The 15,717-nt window shown below is 36.8% G+C and carries 15 protein-coding genes; 4 read left to right on the forward strand and 11 right to left on the reverse strand.

Features of this window, described 5'->3' with window-relative positions:
- Positions 1 to 104 precede the first annotated feature (104 nt).
- Positions 105 to 839, reverse strand: a complete 735-nt coding sequence (locus BLQ00_RS03615; RefSeq protein WP_093140615.1) for a TerB family tellurite resistance protein — start codon at positions 837 to 839, stop codon at positions 105 to 107.
- Positions 840 to 1,043: 204 nt separating this feature from the next.
- Between BLQ00_RS03615 and BLQ00_RS03620 the strand changes: the two genes are divergently transcribed.
- From BLQ00_RS03620 to BLQ00_RS03630, 3 genes are all read left to right on the forward strand, one after another.
- The gene (locus BLQ00_RS03620; RefSeq protein WP_093140618.1) at positions 1,044 to 1,454 is read left to right on the forward strand and encodes a BrxA/BrxB family bacilliredoxin; all 411 of its coding nucleotides are present in this window, start codon (positions 1,044 to 1,046) and stop codon (positions 1,452 to 1,454) included.
- A 243-nt stretch (positions 1,455 to 1,697) separates the two neighbouring features.
- Entirely contained in the window at positions 1,698 to 2,444 is a 747-nt protein-coding gene (locus BLQ00_RS03625; RefSeq protein WP_093140620.1) for a lysophospholipid acyltransferase family protein, read from the forward strand.
- Between the two features lies 1 nt (position 2,445).
- On the forward strand, positions 2,446 to 3,111 hold the full coding sequence (locus tag BLQ00_RS03630; RefSeq protein ID WP_093140623.1) for an HD domain-containing protein: 666 nt from the start codon (positions 2,446 to 2,448) through the stop codon (positions 3,109 to 3,111).
- 63 nt (positions 3,112 to 3,174) lie between these two features.
- Here BLQ00_RS03630 and BLQ00_RS03635 read toward each other — a convergent pair whose 3' ends face one another.
- The 10 genes from BLQ00_RS03635 to BLQ00_RS03680 form a co-directional block, all read right to left on the reverse strand.
- Positions 3,175 to 4,038 (reverse strand): TraB/GumN family protein, encoded by an 864-nt coding sequence (locus tag BLQ00_RS03635; protein ID WP_093140626.1) that lies wholly within the window; start codon positions 4,036 to 4,038, stop codon positions 3,175 to 3,177.
- A 315-nt stretch (positions 4,039 to 4,353) separates the two neighbouring features.
- Positions 4,354 to 4,755, reverse strand: a complete 402-nt coding sequence (locus BLQ00_RS03640) for a hypothetical protein (protein WP_093140628.1) — start codon at positions 4,753 to 4,755, stop codon at positions 4,354 to 4,356.
- 212 nt (positions 4,756 to 4,967) lie between these two features.
- On the reverse strand, positions 4,968 to 6,674 hold the full coding sequence (locus tag BLQ00_RS03645; RefSeq protein ID WP_093140631.1) for a helix-turn-helix domain-containing protein: 1,707 nt from the start codon (positions 6,672 to 6,674) through the stop codon (positions 4,968 to 4,970).
- Between the two features lie 52 nt (positions 6,675 to 6,726).
- Positions 6,727 to 7,794 (reverse strand): PA0069 family radical SAM protein, encoded by a 1,068-nt coding sequence (locus BLQ00_RS03650; protein WP_093140633.1) that lies wholly within the window; start codon positions 7,792 to 7,794, stop codon positions 6,727 to 6,729.
- 86 nt (positions 7,795 to 7,880) lie between these two features.
- Entirely contained in the window at positions 7,881 to 8,663 is a 783-nt protein-coding gene (locus tag BLQ00_RS03655; RefSeq protein ID WP_093140636.1) for an enoyl-CoA hydratase/isomerase family protein, read from the reverse strand.
- A gap of 46 nt (positions 8,664 to 8,709) precedes the next feature.
- A complete protein-coding gene (locus BLQ00_RS03660) occupies positions 8,710 to 10,167 on the reverse strand; it encodes a sensor histidine kinase (protein WP_093140638.1) in 1,458 nt (485 codons plus the stop codon).
- Between the two features lie 61 nt (positions 10,168 to 10,228).
- Entirely contained in the window at positions 10,229 to 10,765 is a 537-nt protein-coding gene (locus tag BLQ00_RS03665; protein ID WP_093140641.1) for a CopD family protein, read from the reverse strand.
- Positions 10,766 to 10,777: 12 nt separating this feature from the next.
- Positions 10,778 to 12,154, reverse strand: a complete 1,377-nt coding sequence (locus BLQ00_RS03670) for an MATE family efflux transporter (protein ID WP_093140643.1) — start codon at positions 12,152 to 12,154, stop codon at positions 10,778 to 10,780.
- Entirely contained in the window at positions 12,154 to 13,191 is a 1,038-nt protein-coding gene (gene hemH, locus BLQ00_RS03675) for a ferrochelatase (RefSeq protein ID WP_093140646.1), read from the reverse strand. Before hemH ends, BLQ00_RS03670 begins: the two co-directional genes overlap by 1 nt.
- 183 nt (positions 13,192 to 13,374) lie before the next feature.
- Entirely contained in the window at positions 13,375 to 14,265 is an 891-nt protein-coding gene (locus tag BLQ00_RS03680) for an AraC family transcriptional regulator (protein WP_093140649.1), read from the reverse strand.
- Positions 14,266 to 14,459: 194 nt separating this feature from the next.
- Here BLQ00_RS03680 and hemA point away from each other — a divergent pair, with 194 nt between their 5' ends.
- Entirely contained in the window at positions 14,460 to 15,716 is a 1,257-nt protein-coding gene (gene hemA, locus BLQ00_RS03685; protein ID WP_093140652.1) for a glutamyl-tRNA reductase, read from the forward strand.
- Position 15,717: the final 1 nt, after the last annotated feature.

Here is a 15,717-nt window from a genome sequence, read left to right on the forward strand (position 1 = left end):
TCTATTTAATGCGTTTACAAAAACTTATTTTTAGTCTAACCTAAAAATAGAGCCATAAAAACACCTTATTACATAAAAAACAATACGTTTAAATGGTATTTATCCTAAAACCCGCGTTCCTTTTGAAGCTGTTCGTAGGCTTCTTGCACCTTTCTAAACTTCTCTTCAGCACCTTTTTGGTAGGCTTCATCCATGTGTTGTAGTTTGTCTGGATGGTATTTTTTTGCCATTTCGCGGTACGCTTTCTTTACATCAGCATCGGTAGCAGTCCGTTCTATTTCAAGAATTTTGTAGGCGCTATCTGGATTTTTAAAGAACATGGCTTTAATGCTTTCAAAATCACGGAAATTGATTCCTAAAAAGCCTCCTATTTTATTAATTTCATTTACTTCAATTTCAGTAACCACGCCATCTGCATTGGCTATGCTAAACAAAAAGTGAAGCACTTGCAATCTAGATTCATAGCGCATTCGTTGGCGCAACACATTACAAATATTCACTGCGGAAACCTCTCGCTTCTTAATAACTTCATTAAAAACCTTAAACGTTGCGTTTGCACGTTCCTTTCCGTAGGATTGCACAAAATACTGACGTACAAAATCCAATTCGCTCTGACTCACCGTACCATCTGCTTTAATCACCAAAGAAGCAAGAGAGAGTAGGTTTAATTCAAAATCGGCAGGAGTTACCTCCGCTTTTTGTTGCTGAAACACGTTTTGAAATCCACCACCGTCTTTCTTTCCAAAACTTTCAATAACAGTTCCCACTATAAAGCCAATAACAGCTCCAGGAAATCTATATAGTAAATAGCCTAAAATGGCTCCCACCCAACGAATCATATTTTTTGTAATTTATAGTATGTATTAGCGACCAAAGGTAGGATTTTCAATGTAAACTATACAGCCTTTTGCTAGTGTTCGTTTTTAAAATTAGCACTTATTTAACGTAATTGCTTGCTGTGTAAAGCTGAAAACGCACCTTAAAAACCCTCTAAATAAGTTATCTTTGTAGCAAATTTGTTACATTAATTAAACACTTTTATTATGTATCCACCAGAATTAGTTAAACCAATGCGTGAAGACCTTACCAATATAGGTTTCACAGAATTACATACAGAAGAAGACGTACAGAATGCATTAAGCAAAGAAGGAACAACACTAGTGGTTGTAAATTCTGTTTGTGGTTGTGCTGCTGCTAACGCACGTCCAGGAGCAAGAATGTCATTACAGAATGCAAAAACTCCAGATCATTTAGTGACTGTTTTTGCAGGTGTTGACAAAGAAGCTGTAGATGCTGCTCGTGCACAAATGGTTCCTTTCCCTCCAAGTTCACCGTCTATGGCGTTGTTTAAAAATGGAGAGTTAGTACACATGCTAGAGCGTCATCATATTGAAGGCCGTCAAGCCGGAATGATTGCTGAAAACTTAAAAGGTGCTTTTGACGAGTTTTGTTAATCGCTTTTCCTGTTAAAGGACTTTAAAATAGTTATATCACTTTTCCGTAATCTATTCTATTATAGTATGTCAACCTGAACTTGTTTCAGGTTCGCAACGCAACTATTTTATTATCTTCTTGATGTGATTCCGAACTAAATTCGGAATGACACAAAAATAATCGTCTATGATATACTACGGATATACAAAATTTATAAGACCGTTTCTAATTAATTGGAAACGGTTTTTTATTTTTGACACGCAATGAAACAACTTTCTAAAATACTCTCGTATCCTTTCACCGTTCTATTTTATTTCTTTTTCGGTCTAAGCATGCTCTTTTTTCACGCATTAGAAGTCATCTGTCTGCGTTTATTTGGCTACCATGCCTTTAAAAAAAGTGTCGATTATTTTAATTGGACCATTTTACGGTGTCTAAACGTATTAGGGACCCGTTTTACCATGACAATTCTTGAGCCGCTTCCAGAAGATGCTCCTATTATTTTTGTTTCCAACCACCAAAGTATGTGGGACATTCCGCCCATTATCTGGTACCTGCGAAAATTTAGTCCCAAATTTGTTTCTAAAATTGAATTAGGAAAAGGACTTCCTGGAATTTCCTATAATTTACGCCACGGAGGTGCTGCGTTAATTGATCGGAAGAACCCGAGACAGGCCATTACCGAAATGACGCGTTTTGCTAAATATTTATCAGCAACCAAGTATAGCGGTGTTATTTTTCCTGAAGGAACGAGAAGCCGAAACGGCGTTCCTAAAGAATTTCGGTACAAAGGGTTAGAAATTCTATTTAAATACGCTCCTGAAGCTTATGTAGTGCCTATAACCGTTAATAATTCATGGAAACTACAGCGCTACGGAATGTTTCCGATGCCATTAGGAGTACACTTAAAACACACGGTGCATCCTGCGCTAAAAATTTCAGATTTCGAAAATTCTAAAAGTTGTATTGAAGTGGTAGAAAAAACCATTAAAGATGCGGTAGAAAACTAAGATGGCACAGTCAAACATATCACAACCACTTATTGCTAATACGATTGCCTTTGTAAAAAAGGAACTCAAAGATGCTGAAGGCGGTCACGATTGGTTTCATATTGAACGGGTGTATAAAAATTCTCTTTTAATTGCTTCGGAAGAAAACGTAGATCCTACAATCGTTGCGTTGGGCGCCTTGCTTCACGATATTGCAGATTCTAAGTTTCACGATGGTGACGAAACCGTAGGTCCTAGGAAGGCACGCCAGTTTCTTGAAGACGAAAATGTTTCCGAAGAAATCATCCAACACGTTGTAAAAATTATTGAAAATATCTCGTTTAAAGGCGGTCATAAAAAACAAGTCTTTTTCTCTGACGAACTCTCGGTAGTGCAAGATGCAGATCGCTTAGATGCACTAGGAGCAATTGGTATTGCTCGAACCTTCAATTACGGCGGATTTAAAAACAGGGCTTTATACGATCCTGAAATTAAACCTAATTTACACCAAAGTCCTTCAGAATACAAAGCTTCAGAAGCACCTACACTCAATCATTTTTACGAGAAATTACTGCTCTTAAAAGATAAAATGAACACCCAAACGGGACGTAAAATTGCTGCAAATCGCCATCAATACATGAAAGACTTTTTAGCTCAATTTTACGCAGAATGGAATGGGGAAGCATAAAAAAGCTGTCTAAAAAATACTTTTTAAACAGCTTTAGTTTTTAAAAATTAGGACTTTAAACGTCTACTCCAAAATTGGCGTTACTGTATATCCTTCTTTTTTAAGTAGATTAATTACTCCTTTGTCACCTCCGAGATGGCCGGCTCCTACTCCATAAAACACAGCTTCCTCCTTAGATAATGCTCCAATTTTTGGAATCCAATTGGCATTTCTTTCATGTAACAATCGCTCCATTAATTCAACGTCTCCGTCAAAATACTCGTCCATATACGCATACAAATTTTGGATATCTTCCGCTTTGTAAAGTGCAATCATTTCGGCAAACATGTCTTTCATAAAGGCATCTTCTACAAGTAATTTTACAACATCGTCAATTTGATCTTCGTAGGGTTGCTTATCGAACATTCCCATCTGGAAAGCTACTGTTTCCAGACCTTTTACTTCTTTTTGTTGCGCTGCCGCCATTTCGATAAGTGTGCCTTCATAACTAGCAAATCCCTTTCCCAAATACGTCATCATCACCATAGACGACAATACCATCGGCTTAAACGAGACAAACTTGTCCATTCCCACGCCCATTTTCTCATTAAAATACGCGTCTAACCTTGCGTACTCTTGCTCGTCCATGAAATTTTTCAAGCTATTTCCTTCCGATAGCACCGATTCTTTCATCATTTCAGATTGTAAATTCGGATCGTCCATATCCAGTTCTAATACGATGGTTTCTGAACTTTCAATCGCATTTTTCACTTTTTGTTTTAGCTGAAAGTCTTCTTTTGGCAACATGTGAAACGTTCCGAATACATACGACGTTTTAATTCCGTTGCCTTCTACTTTCCACAATAGACTATTTTCTTGTTGCGCTTTTCCGTTAAAAAACACCATCATACAGATGCATGCTACGAGTACTGATTTAAAATTTTTCATTGTTTTTATGTTTTAAAGATTAGGTTTTATAATTAGCAGAACTGCCCAATTAGTTCTAGTATAAATTGAAATAAAGTTGTCATCTGAGTTAAAAAATTAATTGAACAAATAAGTAAATTGCAACGCCTATTACAATCCCGATTCCAAATTTTATAAGTTGAATTTTGCTAGTTGTTTTGTTTTTTGTTTTCATAAGTTCGTTTTTTAATGATAGTTCGTATGTGTATAGAAAGTGATTATAAAGTAGGCTACAATTGTCCATCCAATTGCTTCATACATTCGTTGGGTTGTTTTGGTTGTTTTCATCGTGATTGATTACAGTTGAAGTATTCCGTTTTTTACCTGAATCGTTTCTTGTTTTTCTTCGGAAAGGAAAGAGAATGAAACAATGTCTATTGTTCCATAAGAAGGAACCTTTTCAGAAAGAATGGCATGCACTCTTTTTGCTTCTGTTTTTACTGAAGTGATTGCACAATCACGTAATAAAAAATGTACATTTTCATTTGAAACACCCTCATCGTTAAACTGAATTCCGTAGCTAGAAATATCGATCGAAACATCTTTACAATAACAATGCTCTTTTAAAACTTGCTCCATACTAGCCGTAGTTCTATCATGCTCTTTCAACCCGCTTACAAACGAGTAGCTTAAAAAAGCGGATCCAAAAAAGATTGCTACGATTGCTGAGATTTTAAGTATGCGATTTTTTGTTTTCATAATAGTTGGTTTTAGTGATTTATTTCTGAAACCAAATTTGCGCTATAAAAACAGTATATAAAAGAGAAGCCACCCCAATTTAGGAAAAATTGGGTGGCAAAAATTAGCATCAATTTATTGATTTACAGTTGTTTACATTAAAAATGTAGTTCTAAAATTACAGGGGATTCACCCAACCCTAAATTTATAAATTTAGGGTGTAAAGGGTGTTTTTAGGTGATATTTTTGATCTCTTTGATATAGAAAGACGGGTTTAATCCAGTGTCTTTTTTGAAGTATTTTGTAAACGAATCGGCACTTTTATACCCTAATTCTTCCGCAATCGATTGTATCGAATACGATCTAAAAATAACATCATCTTTTAATCGGACGATGGCATAATTAATTCGAAGATCATTTATGTAGGTGTTGAAGTTTTTTCCGTAGTGCGCATTGATTACTTTTGAAAGATAGGACGTGTTGGTATTAATTTTTTTCGCAACGTTGTACGAGTTGCATTCTTGCTTTAAGAAATATTCTTTCTCCTCAAGCTTTCGAAGTCCGTCCAAAATTTGTTGTTTGGTTTCCTCTGGGATGTCGTTGGTCGTTTTTTCTTCCAGCACCGCATCTTTAGTGTCTATAATATCTTTTTTCTTTTCAGAAGCCTTCAGTTTGGCAATTAACGCTTCAAATTTTAATTCGTTTTGTTTCTTGGTTCTGTAAAATTTCAGCAACACAAATAACAATCCTAAAATTACGATGGTTGCTGCTAGAGAGACGTATTTCAAATAGCCTTTTTGCGCTTCCTTTTCCGTTTTTAATTCGGCTAATTCTGCCCGAAACTCCTCCAATTCTTTATTCCGAAATGAAGAGTGTATGGTGTCTTTAATCTTATTAAATTCTGTGGTCGTGTTTACATATTTTTCAAAGTAAAAACTTGCCCTTTCCAAGTTTTTCTCTTCTTTATAAGCATTGGCCAATACCTTGTAATAATCATCCATAAAACCTTCTTCTGCTTCAGAAACGGGATAGGCCGCTAAGGCTTCTTCAAGATGAAAAATGGTTTTTTTGTATTGCTTTTTACCTGCATACACCTTGGCATAAAGTCCTCCCACAATTAAACTGTCAAACTTTGATAGTGGCCTGCAATATTGTGTAGAATAATCGAAACTCTTTTTAGCGGCATCAAATTCTTTTAGCAATAGCTCTGCTTTTCCCAATTGCCAATACAAGTTTTTTGTAAAACAAGAATCTTTGTTTTCTAACGATTTTTTTAAAATCAAACTGCTGTAATGATACGCTGAATCTGCTTGTTTGGCTTTAAGATATGAATCTGCAATACTCGCTTGGGCTTTAAACAAAATCGCTTCCTTCTGAGTTTCAGAAAGAGAAGTGTCGTTTGAGCTTAACACCCGTTGAATCAATTCTTTCTGAGTTTGAATTGCAGAAGCGTAATCTCCTCCAATCGATTCAATAAGGTTGATACCAAAATAAGCAGCTTGTATTTCTTCAATATTATTATGAGCCTCCGCAATCGCCAAGCCAGCATTAAACTCATCTAACGATTTGCTTAAAACGCCTTTTTGAAGGTACACACTCGCCAACGTTTGGTGGGTTTTAAAGTAAAAAGCTTCCAATTTATTTTGATACGTATGTTCGCGAAGCTTTTCACCAAAAACTGTCGCTTTATCATACGCTGATGCCTGCAAGTAAACAACCGTGAAAGCATGATACGCTTTCCACTGATTTTCAGCATCTTTTTCTGTCGTTGCTTTTTCTAAATAAGCCCGTGAAGCCTCTAATGATAGCGTTGTGTCTACTGCTGTATTTGCATTGATAATTTCGGTTAATTCTTTGTAGGTTTTAGCAGAAAGGGGGTCTTGCTGTGCCTGACTTAAAAACGCAAAAAATAAACATAGCACGAATAAAAATGGTCTCATAACAAGTTTGTATCGAAAAGATCAAATTAGTAACAGTTTTCAAAGATACTAATTAAAATAAGCGTAGCTGCGGGTCTTTTAGTTGAAGATAATGACTTGTTTCTAGTGGTTTTTGCTTCGGAACATTTAGATATTTTTTCTTTGCAAGTTGCATTGTGTCCATCACTTGTTGTGCAATCGCACCTTCGCCTCGCATTCTTGTTCCAAACCGACTATCGTTTAAGCTTCCGCCGTGCGACTCGGCTATCTGATTTAAAATACGTTCGGCACGATCTGGAAAGGTTTTATACGCCCAATCTTTAAAAATTTCGCCAATCTGCCCATTTAATCGAACCATAATTCCTGTGACATCTATCGCGCCCAATTCTGAAACTTTTTTCACCAAAGGAAGTATTTCGTGACTCGTTAACGAAGGAATGATAGGCGCCATCATCACGCGTACCGGAATGTTATTTTTCGAGAGTATTTCTACAGCTTTTAGTCTGTTTTTAATACTAGCCGTTCTAGGCTCTAGCAGACGTCTTGTTTCTTCGGAAAGTGACGTAATAGAGATATTGACGGTCACTAAATGAAGTGCTGCCATTTCTTTCAATAAGTCTAAATCGCGCAGTAATAATGAATTTTTAGTGATAATCGAAAACGGATGTTTCCATTTATGAAGCACCTCGATGCACTGTCGTGTGATTTGAAGCTTCCGTTCTATAGGTTGGTAACAATCAGTATTTCCAGACAACACAATTGGGTGCGGTTGCCAGGATTTCTTTTTCAGTAAATCGTCTAGCAATTGCGGCGCATTCTTTTTTACTAAAATGGTACGCTCAAAATCAAGTCCGGCACCATACCCCCAATATTCATGACTATTACGCGCATAACAATACACACAGCCGTGTTCACAACCTTGGTACGGATTTGCCGAAAAATTCATTCCCACGTCGGGACTGGTTACTTTATTGACAAAGGTTTTTGGGAACACATCGATGTACTTGGTTTTGTTTTTATCTGCCAATTCGCCTTCCGCTTCGCAAAAGTTTAGATATTCATCCAACACTTCGTGTTCGTGTTCAAAAAAGCGATTGTGGATGGTACGTTGTGCTCCGCGACCTTTGATGGGTTCAGACATAAAAAAAACTTTGAGATAAATGAATATCTCAAAGTTACTTTTAAATTGGACTATTTCCTATAAAACTAGGAATATTTCCAAGTATTTTATTTTCCGGTAAAAGCGGCTTTTCTTTTATCTAAAAAGGCTTGTGTTCCTTCTTTAAAATCGGCAGTTCCAAAGCATTTTCCAAATTCTGAAATTTCAACATCGTATCCGTTTTCTCCAACTTCATAACCTGCATTCACAGCTGAAATTGCTGCTGCAATCGCCATTGGAGAGTTTCTCATAATTTTTTCAGCAAGGGTTCTTGTAAAAGGAAGTAATTCTTCCAAGGCAACCACATGATTTACCAATCCGAAATCCAATGCTTTATTGGCATCTATCATTCCTGCGGTCATAATAAGTTCGAAAGCACGTCCTTTCCCTACTAGTTCTGGCAAACGTTGTGTTCCACCATACCCAGGAATAAGTCCTAAAGACACTTCTGGAAGTCCCATTTTTGCATTTTCGCTAGCGATTCTAAAATGTGCTGCCATCGCAAGTTCAAGTCCGCCACCTAATGCAAATCCGTTTACTGCTGCAATAACAGGTGTAGAAAGCGTTGCTATAAAATCGAATAACACAGCTTGTCCTTGTGCGGCTAATTGCCCACCTTCAGAAACAGAAAAATCTGAAAACTCGCTAATGTCTGCTCCAGCTACAAATGCTTTCTCTCCACTACCGGTAAGTATGATGGCACGTATACTAGCATCCTCATCGGCTTTTTTAACGGCTTGGTGCAGCTCGTTTATGGTGTCTTTATTAAGTGCGTTTAGCTTTTCTGGTCGGTTTATCGTAATAGTAGCAATACCATTGGAAGTTTCCGAAAGAATATTTTTAAAGTTCATGATACTAAGGGTGTTTGGGTTTGTGGTTTCAAAATTACGAAAAAGCTTACAAATGTCTAGGAAATACCACTTTAAAAGTCGCTCCTTGTGCTTCATTGCTCTCTAATGTAATGACACCTTGATAGGTTTCAACGATGTTTTTCACCATGGCAAGTCCCAGTCCCATACCACTCGATTTTGTGGTAAACTTCGGCTCAAATACTTTTTCTCTGTTTTCTTCAGAAATACCGATTCCGTTGTCTGTAATTGTGATAGCTACCAAAGGTCCTTCAGAAGCTACGCGTACTTCAATACGAGGCTCTTCAGGATTTTTCTGTTCAATAGCCTGAATGCTATTTTTAATCAGGTTGGTAATCACCCGAATTAATTGTGTGCGATCAAATTTGGCGATAATTTCATCTTCTTCAGAAAAGAAATAAATGTACTCTTCGTTAAAAATGTCGAGCGACAACTTTGTAATCTTAACAATATTAAGCGTTTCGTCTTTTTGTGCAGGCATAGTCGCATAGGTTGAAAATGCCGAAGCAATAGAACTCATCGTATCTATTTGCTGAATTAATGTATTGCTATATTCCTTTAATTTCTGCTCAATATCTGGCGCCGTGGGATCAAACTTTCGTTGAAAACTTTGCACAGTTAAACGCATTGGTGTCAACGGGTTTTTAATTTCGTGTGCCACTTGCTTTGCCATTTCACGCCAGGCTGCCTCACGCTCGCTTGCTGCTAGTTGTGCGGCACTATTTTCCAACTCATCAATCATCCGATTATAAGCGCTTACAAGGGTTGTGATTTCTTGCGATGTATCGGTAATTAATATTTTTTTGTTCCGTTTGTTTAAACGTGTTTTCGTGATTATTTCACTAATATCATTTAACGAACGTGTAATGTATTTTGATAAAAAATACGCCAACCCAATGGCAATTAACATCATGAAAAAGTAAGCAATCCCTAAGCGCGACAAATTTTCTCGTAACTCTCGCTTTATAAACCCATCGTCTTCAATATAGGGAAGGTTTAAAATGGCTAGCGGCTTAAAATGCATGTCGGTAATATAGGTGTACGACGACCTGTATTCTTTTCCGTCTTCTTCAAATTCTTCTATAAATGATTTCGTAGGAGATTTTTCTAGCGCTTGTAAAGCATACGATTTCATTTTTGTGTCGGTAGAGTCGAAATAAAAAGAAGCCTTTGACGATTTTAAGTAGTTTCCCTCTAAATCGTACAAGTACATTTCTAAATTATGAATGGCTTTTAGTTCGTAAATTTTCTCTTTAAAAATCAACGGAATTTTATCCGTCTCTACAGGATAGGTTGTATTTTTAAGAATGAAATCAATGTTTTTACGGATGTTCTCCTCTTTCCGAAGCAATCGCTCTTTGTGATAATCTTTAGCTTCCTCACGATACTGATAGATAGTAACCATCGCAATTAATATCGATGCTCCCAGCAATAATAACAGCATTGATAAAAAAATTCGAAAGCGAAACGATTTATAAAATCCCATGAAATTCCATTTGTTTAAGGAATATAGCAATAATTACACCAAATGAACGCCTCTTAAAAAATCAATTTTTTTCGCGCAATCGTTTGTAAAATTTAAAGCCTAGCATAATCAATATTGAAAACAACATAATTCCAACAACCCCATAAATCCAATTGACTGCGTTTTTTAAAACCACTAGAAAAACAATTGCAAACAGGATAATAGTCGCTCCTTCATTGAACAAGCGCATAAAATTAGAAGAGTGTTTTACGACGTCCTTCTGAAGCTGTTTAAAAATACTATGACATTTAAGTTGATAGATAATTAGCAGTACTACAAAGCCTAATTTTACTTGCATCCATCCATCTGAAAGATAAAAAGGACGAAGTGCCAATAACCAAATGGCAAAAACAACGGCCAATACCATGGAAGGCCATGTGATGATATACCACAAGCGTTTTGCCATGATTTTGTACTGAGCACTCAATATTTCTTTGTCGGGAGATGGCTTCTGAAAGGCCTCAATTTGATATACAAAAAGACGCACTATGTAAAATAAGCCTGCAAACCAGGTGATGACAAAAATTAAGTGAAGCGATTTAATATATTGATATTCCATATGCTTAAAAATCTACTGAACCATTTTTACAACTTCTTTATTCAAAAAGTATCCTGTGAGTATTGTTGATAACACATCGGCAATCGGGAACGAAATCCAAACACCCCAAACCCCAAAAAACTGTGGTAAGATAATCACTAACGGAATTAAAAAGAAGCCTTGCTTGGTTAAACTTAGCAACAACGCCGGCATTGCTTTCCCGATGGCTTGAAAATAAGAAGCTCCGATTAACTGAATCGCAATAACAGGTGTGGCCGCAAAAACCCAACGCAAAGCAGAAGGTGTTCTACTTAAAATCTCACTGTTATGTGCCATTGTTTCGGCGGAAAGAGTTTTACTATTACTGATAAAAATCGACACAATTTCAGCTGGAAATATCATTATAATCGCAAAAATAAACAACGCCAAAGCACCTGAATATTTTATAGAAGTATTTATACTCTCCCGAACTCTCTGAAACTGATTGGCGCCATAATTATACCCTGCAATTGGCAAAAACCCCTGATTTACGCCAATTACTGGAAACAAAGCAAACATGAGCATTCTACTAATAATTCCGTAGGTAGCCACATCTAAGGCATCTCCTTGTACGATTAGCACATTATTTAGCAATATGGTTAATACACTTACAGTTCCTTGTCGCGCTAAGGTAACAGAGCTTAAACTGGCAATCTCGCCCACAATTTTAGGCTGCAATTTGAAATTGGTGAGGGTAAGTCGCAATTCACTTTTAACTATAAAAAACCACAATACAAAGGCAAAACAAATGGCGTACGATATAAACGTAGCCCACGCAGCACCTTCCATTCCAAAATCGAATACATTTATAAGGATGTAATCCATAAAAATATTCCCGATAGCAGGTAACATCATTGCATACATGGCGAATTTTGGTTTTCCTTCGGCACGAATTACATTGTTCCCCATCATACACATGGAGAGCATCACTATACCATACATTACAATACGGTAATAGGTAAGTGCCAAGTCTTTAAAGGAGTCGTCGGCACCAAAAAATTCGATCAAGTAATTCTGAAAAACCAATCCGAGAATGGCCAATAAACCTGATACTAAAAAAGTAAGCGTCACCTGATTTCCAAACACCTGAAGCGCTTTAGAGTCGTTTCCTGAGCCAAGCGCCCGCGACAACACGGAGCTTCCTCCGATACCAAAAGCCAATCCAATGGCGCCAATAAAAAAGGTAATCGGAATGACCACTGTAATGGCAGAAATCGCTAGCGGACCAATCCATCGGCCCACAAAAATGGTGTCTACAATCATATTTAGGGACATTACCAAAATCCCGATGGACGCTGGTACTGCTTGTCTAACCAATAATTTACTAATAGGATCGGTTCCTAAGGTGGTAGATCTTTTTCCGTTCGCCATTAAGCAATTGCTGTTTTTAAGTCTTTAAGTCGCCATTGGTCAATCCAATCGGCTAAAAGTTGTGCAAAATCGTCTCGATCGTTCAAACACGGAACAACAGTAAAGTCTTTTCCGCCTACTTCGTGAAATATTTCTTCTCCTTCCATCGCAATTTCTTCGAGTGTTTCTAAACAATCACTCACAAATGCAGGTGTAACAATGGCTAATTTTTTAGTTCCAGCCAATCCCATACGTTCTATGGTTCGGTCTGTGTAGGGTTGCAACCATGGATCAAAACCTAATCGTGATTGAAACGATGTTGAAAAGGTTCCTTCTTTCAGGTTTAATTTTTCTGCGACCATTCGCGTGGTGTCTAAACACTGGTGGCGATAGCAATATTTATGTGCTTCGGAAGCAGTTACACAGCAGCTTCCGTCTATTTTACAATGTGATTTTGTAATATCGCTTTTTCTGATGTGACGCTCTGGAACCCCGTGGTAACTGAATAAAACGTGCTCATAGTCTGCATTTTCTAAACCTTCAGCAATACTTCTAGACAACACATCGATATATTCTGGTTTCTTGTAAAAAGCAGGTAATGAACTCACTTCTAATTGCGGAAAAAATTCTTTCCGAAGTTCTTCAACTTTCACATCAATCGTTTCAGTAGTCGCCATTGCAAACTGAGGATACAACGGAATTGTGAGTACTTCTGTCACGCCTTGATCTACTAATTCTTGAAGTCCTTTTTGCAACGTCATGCTTCCGTAGCGCATTGCCAACGCAACAGGAACCGTTGTTTTTTGCTTTACTTTATCTTGCAATCGTTCCGAAAGAACAATTAAAGGAGAACCTTCTTCCCACCAGATTTTTTGATACGCTGCGGCCGATTTTTTGGGCCTTGTATTTAAAATAATTCCTCGAACCAATAAAATTCGTGCCCAACGTGGCACATCGATCACGCGAGGATCCATTAAAAATTCGTCTAAATACTTTTTAACGTCTTTAGGGTTTGTACTGTCTGGCGAGCCAAGATTGACAAGGAGAACTCCTTTCATGTGTTTAAATTTATAGATTTTTAAAGCTCACATGCTGTTCGCTATAAAACATTCCCGTAGGTGTTAAAGTTTTGAACATGCGCGTTTCAAGTATTGTAAAATTATAGAATACAAAACTACCTTTTATAAATTCAATAGTCAAAAGCTTGAATACTATAAAATCAATAGTTCCATATAAATTATTTATGAGGAAAGTCCCATCACATATTTTTTAGGAGTGGTTCCAAATTTTTTTCTAAAAGCCGCTATAAAATGACTCGCTGTGCTATAGCCTACTTTAAGACCGACTTCATTAACATTGTGCGAACCTGTTGCTAGTAATTGACGGGCGACTTCCATTTTATAATCGAACAAAAAACTAAATACGGAATCGCCATAGACTTGTTTAAATCCTTCTTTCAACCGATTTAAGGGTAAATTGATTTCTTCGGAAAGTTCCTGCAGCGTAGGAGGCTCTGCCATCCGATTGATAATTATTTGTTTCGCTTTTTTAATCTTCGCCACATTGTCTTCGTCAATTAAAAACGGACACTGCTCAATATCGACATCGGCAGGTCTGTTAAAATACAAACTCAACAACTCGTAAGCTTTTCCTTTAAAATAAAGGGGCTTTACGGAAGGATGCAAGTTGTAATTCATCAATTGATTCAAAACAATGGCCATAGAAGGCGAAATTTGAGCGTCTTTATAATACTTCCGATCCTTGTTTTCGTCACTTAAAAAAGTAATGTAATTTGCTTCCGAAGAAAACAAACCATGAAATTTTTTTATAGGTAATAATACGGATAGCACCCATGAATTGGGAACTACTGTAAGATGTAAGGGTAAATCGCGCTCTGGATTATACAACAATAACGAACTGTCTTCTTGTAAAGGCAACACGTAATTTCCTTCATTAAAACTAAAGCTTGCATTGCCTTTTATGCAAAAATGAAACTGAACAAAATTAGACCCTACTTCCCGACTAAAAAGCTGGTTTTCATGCGTTTCATTGTTAAATTTTAAGATGTAAAATCCGGTCTCAATAGCAACCTCTTCATAAAAACTTTGAGCGACATTTTTTTCTGAAAACATAACCTCTTTTGATTTTTTTATTTAGAATAGTTCTAAATTATTTTGTGTAAAAGCTATTTTACTAGGCTAAATTAGGGCATTTATATGATAAATGTCATTTTTTAGTAAAAATTAACAGCCTTCGACACTAATGATACCGATAGCGTTACTTTTTAAAATAAAATGCTCCTACATTTGCCCCGTCAGGTATAAAAATGAATAATACACAATCAACTTCTATTCACGAAGGAAATTTTTACGCTATAGGCCTTAACTATAAAAAGGCTGATGCAGAAACTCGCGGGCGCTTTAGTATTAGCGAAACTGCCCAACAGAATATTTTAGCACAAGCGAAACAAGAAAATCTCCCTTCATTAATCGTTATCTCTACGTGTAATCGTACCGAGTTGTATGGTATTGCACAACATCCTTTTCAAATTATAAAGTTGTTATGCGAACACACCAATGGAAGCATTGAAGAGTTTGAAAAAGTAGCCTACATTCATAAAAACAAAGAAGCTGTTTCGCATTTGTTCAGAGTAGGAACAGGTTTAGACAGTCAGATTTTAGGTGATTTTGAGATAATTAGTCAGTTACGTACTGGATTCAGACAATCTAAAAATTTAGGATTGATGAATCCTTATTCTGAGCGTTTGGCCAATGCTGTGATTCAGGCCAGCAAAAAAATTAAAAACGAAACGGAAATTTCTAGCGGAGCAACCTCTGTTAGTTTTGCCGCAGTACAATACATTATGGCGCGAGTGCCGTATGTTTCAGAAAAAAATATCTTGCTCTTCGGAACAGGAAAAATTGGACGAAACACCTGTGAAAACCTAATAAAGCATACCAAAAACGAGCAAATAACGCTTATCAATCGCACCAAGGATAAAGCCGAAAAAATTGCAGGAAAGTTCAATTTGATTGTAAAAGATTATGCCGACATTCAAAGTGAAATCGCCCAAACGGATGTGCTCATTGTTGCAACAGGAGCGCAAAAACCAACGATTTCTAAAGAGTTATTATACTTAAAACGTCCGTTGCTTATTTTGGATTTATCGATTCCAAAAAATGTATCGAACAATGTAACCGAGAACGAATTCGTAACATTGGTTCATTTAGACGATCTTTCAACAGTGACCGATAAAACACTAGAACATAGAGCCTCTCAAATTCCTATGGCTCAAGAAATTATTCATGAAGTAGAGCAAGAGTTTAATACTTGGGCAGAAAACAGAAAATTTGCCCCTACCATTAAGGCGTTAAAAGTGAAGTTGGCAGAGATTAAAAGCAATGAAATTGATTTTCAGCGCAAAAAAATTAATGATTTCAACGAAGAACAAGCCGAAATTCTTAGCAACCGCATCATTCATAAAATTACAACACACTTTGCAAATCATTTAAAAGACGATTCTGTTTCTACTTCCGAAAGTGTCGATTTAATCCACAAAGTGTTTCAACTTTCAACCAAATAAT

It is taken from the genome of Ulvibacter litoralis (assembly GCF_900102055.1).
Taxonomy (GTDB): Bacteria; Bacteroidota; Bacteroidia; order Flavobacteriales; family Flavobacteriaceae; genus Ulvibacter; species Ulvibacter litoralis.